We start from the raw sequence: 4,664 nt of genomic DNA on the forward strand, positions 1-4,664 counted from the left end.
CATCATCACGATCCCGCTGATCGTGATCGGCTCGGTGCTCGGCTTCGCGCTGGGCAGCCTCGGCGCGGCCCTGCTGGGTGTGGTGATCGGCCTGTTCGCCTGGACGACCATGGCCCGACTCGTCCGCGGCGAGTTCCTGACGCTGCGCGAACGCGAGTTCGTCGACGCCGCCCGCGTGTCGGGCGCCCGCGACCGCCGGATCATCTTCCGCCACATCCTGCCGAACACGGTCGGCGTCATCGTCGTCAACGCGACGCTGATGATGGCGGGCGCGATCCTGCTCGAGTCGGCGCTGAGCTTCCTCGGGTTCGGCGTGCAGTCGCCCGACACGTCGCTCGGCAAGATCATCTCCGAGAACCAGGCCGCGTTCTCCACGCGTCCGTGGCTGTTCTGGTGGCCGGGTCTGTTCATCATCGCGATCGCCCTGTGCGTCAACTTCATCGGCGACGGTCTGCGCGACGCGTTCGACCCGCGCCAGAAGAAGATGCCGAGCGAGCGTGCGATGGCGCGTGCCGGCCGTGCGAGCGGACCGCTCGCGCCCGAGGTCGACACCACGCCCTCGACGGACGCCCCCTCGGTGACCGTGATGGGCGCCGCGGTGTACACGAGCGAGGACATCGTGAGCTATCACGACATCCGGCCCGAGCACCCCGGCGACCCGACGGACGAACCGCTCAATCCGGAGCGGTGACGACGTGCTGCTAGACCAGCAGACCGATCGTGGTCGCCGCGGCCAGCGCCGCGACGACCACGATCGTCGCCCAGTGCCACGTCACGGTGGCGGCCTCCGGGTCGACGCCGCTGGCGAAGGCGCCGGCATCCCGCAGCCGCTCCCAGTGGCCGCGGATCAGCTGGGCGAGGTTGCCGGTCGGCACGGACATCGCATCGGCCGGGCGCAGGCCGCCCGCCTCGCCGCGGGCGGACCCGCTCACTCCGTCGAAGTCCTTCGGGGCGAGACCGAGTGTGCGGTGACGCCCCGGCGACGGCGCCGCCCACACCGGCACACGCCCCTCGGCGGTGTGCAGGGTGAGCGAGTAGCGCGTATCGATGGAGACGATCGAGGGCCACGGGACGAAGTGCGTGCGCAGCACGTTCTCGACCGTGATCCCGTGCTCCTGGACCCGCAGGCTCGGACGCCAGAACAGCGCCCACGCCACGACGGCGACCAGGGCGATCGGCCAGATGTAGCGCAGCGCGGCCGCGGGGTCCGACCAGATCAACCCGACAGCGCCGAGAGCGCACACAACGATGGTCACGACGGTGAGGATGCGGCCGAAGACGGGCCGATAGAAGACCTCCTGGAACGACATGACTTCAAGCTTTGCAGATGGGACACGACAGAATGACTGACACGACGGGCGTCGAGGCCGAGACCACGGCTTCGCACGAGTCCCTTCCTGAGACGATCCTCAAGGTCGAGAACCTGGGCGTCGAGTTCTGGGTCGAGGGCGAGTTCTATCCCGCCGCCATCGACATGAACTACGAGGTGCGCCGCGGCGAGGTGCTCGCCATCGTCGGCGAGTCCGGCTCCGGCAAGAGCACCAGCTCCATGTCGCTGCTCGGCCTGCTTCCCGAGAACGCACGCGTCACGGGATCGATCAAGCTCCTCGGCCGCGAGCTGCGCGGCGCCGACCCGGTGACGCTGAGGTCGCTGCGCGGCAACGAGATCGCCGTGATCTTCCAGGAGCCGATGACCGCGCTGAACCCGGTCTACACGATCGGCTTCCAGATCATGGAGTCGCTGCGCTCGCACGACAGGGGCCTGTCGCCGAGCGTCGCAAAGGAGAAGGCGATCGACCTGCTGCGCATGGTCGAGATGCCGAACCCCGAGCAGTCCTTCAACAAGTACCCGCACCAGCTGTCGGGCGGTCAGCGTCAGCGCGCGATGATCGCGCAGTCGATCTCGTGCGACCCGCTGCTGCTCATCGCGGACGAGCCGACGACGGCGCTCGACGTGACGGTGCAGGCGGAGGTCCTCGACCTGCTGCGCAACCTCCACAAGCGCCTCGACTCGGCCATCATCCTCATCACCCACGACATGGGCGTGGTGGCCGACCTCGCCGACCGCATCATGGTGATGAAGAACGGCGTCGTGGTCGAGTCCGGCGCGGTCGACCAGATCTTCCACGCCCCGAAGCACCCCTACACCCAGCAGCTGCTCGCGTCGGTGCCGCACCTCGGCCTGGGGGTGCTCGAGACCGAGGCGACCGTCACGGACGATGTCGCCACCGCGACCTCGACGGTTCCGTCGGTCTCGGCGATCCGGGAACGCGCGACGGAGGTCGCCGACGAGATCATCGAGACCCGCACGCCGGTGCTCGCGTTCGAGGACGTCGCCATCGACTACCCGAAGCGCGGCCGCATCCCGGCGTTCCGTGCGGCCGAGCACATCGACCTCGCGATCTACCCCGGCGAGATCGTCGGCCTCGTGGGCGAGTCGGGCTCGGGCAAGACCACGCTCGGGCGTGCGGCGATCGGCCTGCTGCCGATCGCGGAGGGCAAGCTCACGGCGGTCGGCACCGACATCTCGAAGCCGTCGCAGAAGGAGCTGTTCGCGATCCGTCGGCGCACCGGCATCGTGTTCCAGGACCCGGCGTCGTCGCTCAACCCGCGCATGCCGATCGGCGAGTCCATCGGCGAGCCGATCCTGCTCGCGGGCGTCGCGAAGGGCAAGGACCTCGACACGCGCGTCGAGGAGCTGCTCAGCCAGGTGGAGCTGCCGCGGTCCTACCGCAACCGCTTCCCGCACGAGCTCTCGGGCGGTCAGCGTCAGCGCGTCGGCATCGCGCGCGCCCTCGCGCTCGCCCCTGAGCTCCTCGTGGCGGACGAGCCCACCTCGGCCCTCGACGTGTCGGTGCAGGCGCGCTTCCTCGACCTGCTGCAGGACCTGCAGCAGCAGCTGCAGTTCGCGTGCCTGTTCATCAGCCACGACCTGGCGGTCGTCGACATCCTGGCGCACCGCATCGCGGTGATGCACCACGGCAAGCTCGTGGAGATGGGCACGCGCGACGAGATCCTGCGCGGGGCCACCGACCCGTACACGCAGCGCCTGATCGCGGCGGTCCCGGTGCCGAACCCGGAGGAGCAGAGGCTGCGCCGCGAGGCGCGCGCCGCGCTCATCGCGGCCAGCGGGGGCGCCGAGAGCTGATGCTCAGACCCGCCTGAACATCACCGGAAGGAGATGTCCAGGTGCGCCCGATAGAATGGGGGATGCCGGCATTCCGGCATCCCCCTTCTCTTTCAAGGATTCCCTCATGGCGCGCGCCCTCCGTCCGGACCTCCGCAACGTCGCGATCGTCGCCCACGTCGACCATGGCAAGACCACTCTGGTCGATGCCATGCTCCGCCAGACCGGCTCGTTCGGTGAGCACGCTCACGTCGAAGAGCGCGCGATGGACTCGAACGACCTCGAGCGCGAGAAGGGCATCACGATCCTCGCCAAGAACACGGCGATCACCTACAACGGCGCGCACACCGACGTGCCGGTGACGATCAATGTCATCGACACCCCCGGCCACGCCGACTTCGGCGGCGAGGTCGAGCGCGGCCTGTCGATGGTCGACGGTGTCGTGCTGCTCGTCGACGCGAGCGAGGGCCCGCTGCCCCAGACGCGATTCGTCCTGCGCAAGGCGCTCGAGGCGAAGCTCCCCGTGATCCTCCTGGTCAACAAGACCGATCGCCCCGATGCCCGCATCGCGGAGGTCGAGGAGGAGGCGCACGATCTGCTGCTCGGTCTCGCGTCCGACCTGCACGAGGACGTCCCCGACCTCGACGTCGACGCACTGCTCGACGTCCCCGTGGTCTACGCCTCCGGCCGCGCCGGCGCCGCCTCGCGCAACCGCCCGGGCAACGGCGAGCTCCCCGACAACGCCGACCTCGAGCCGCTGTTCGAGGCCATCCTCGAGCACGTCCCGGCGCCGTCGTACGATGACGAGGCCCCGCTGCAGGCGTGGGTGACGAACCTCGACTCCAGCCCGTTCCTCGGTCGTCTCGCGCTGCTGCGGGTGTTCAACGGCACGCTGAAGAAGGGCCAGACGGTCGCCTGGGTGCGCCATGACGGCTCGCACTCCAACGCCCGCATCACCGAGCTGCTGAAGACCCGCGCTCTCGAGCGCTACCCCGCCGAAGAGGCCGGCCCCGGCGATATCGTCGCCATCGCGGGAATCGAAGAGATCACGATCGGCGAGACCATCGCCGACCCCGAGGACGTCCGGCCGCTGCCGGCGATCCACGTCGACGACCCCGCCATCTCGATGACGATCGGCACCAACACCTCGCCGCTGGTCGGCAAGGTGAAGGGCCACAAGGTCACCGCCCGCATGGTGAAGGACCGCCTCGACCGCGAGCTCGTCGGCAACGTGTCGCTGAAGGTCGTCGACATCGGACGCCCCGACGCGTGGGAGGTGCAGGGCCGCGGCGAGCTGGCCCTCGCGATCCTCGTCGAGAACATGCGCCGCGAAGGCTTCGAGCTGACCGTCGGGAAGCCGCAGGTCGTCACCAAGAAGGGCGAGGACGGCAAGGTGAAGGAGCCCTTCGAGCACCTGACGATCGACGCCCCCGAGGAGTACCTCGGCGCGATCACGCAGCTGATGGCGGCGCGCAAGGGCCGCATGGAGACGATGGTCAACCACGGCACCGGCTGGGTGCGCATGGAGTTCATCGTG

The 4,664-nt window shown here is 69.3% G+C and carries 4 protein-coding genes; 3 read left to right on the forward strand and 1 reads right to left on the reverse strand.

Annotated features, from left to right (window positions below):
• The coding region (locus tag ACTHNQ_RS07005) for an ABC transporter permease (protein WP_440332301.1) at window positions 1-691 on the forward strand (691 nt) is incomplete at its 5' end.
• Window positions 692-701: 10 nt separating this feature from the next.
• On the opposite strand, the gene ACTHNQ_RS07010 is transcribed toward ACTHNQ_RS07005, so the two are convergent.
• Entirely contained in the window at window positions 702-1,310 is a 609-nt protein-coding gene (locus ACTHNQ_RS07010; protein ID WP_440332302.1) for a PH domain-containing protein, read from the reverse strand.
• Window positions 1,311-1,342: 32 nt separating this feature from the next.
• On the opposite strand from ACTHNQ_RS07010, the gene ACTHNQ_RS07015 reads away from it, so the two are divergent.
• Window positions 1,343-3,148 carry a dipeptide ABC transporter ATP-binding protein gene (locus ACTHNQ_RS07015; RefSeq protein ID WP_440332304.1) on the forward strand — a complete coding sequence of 602 codons (1,806 nt, stop codon included), beginning with the start codon at window positions 1,343-1,345 and terminating at the stop codon, window positions 3,146-3,148.
• 106 nt (window positions 3,149-3,254) lie between these two features.
• Window positions 3,255-4,664 (forward strand): GTP-binding protein (locus tag ACTHNQ_RS07020; RefSeq protein ID WP_440332306.1); only part of this gene is annotated, 1,410 nt, incomplete at its 3' end.

Source organism: Microbacterium sp. (assembly GCF_051953575.1).
Taxonomy (GTDB): Bacteria; Actinomycetota; Actinomycetes; order Actinomycetales; family Microbacteriaceae; genus Microbacterium.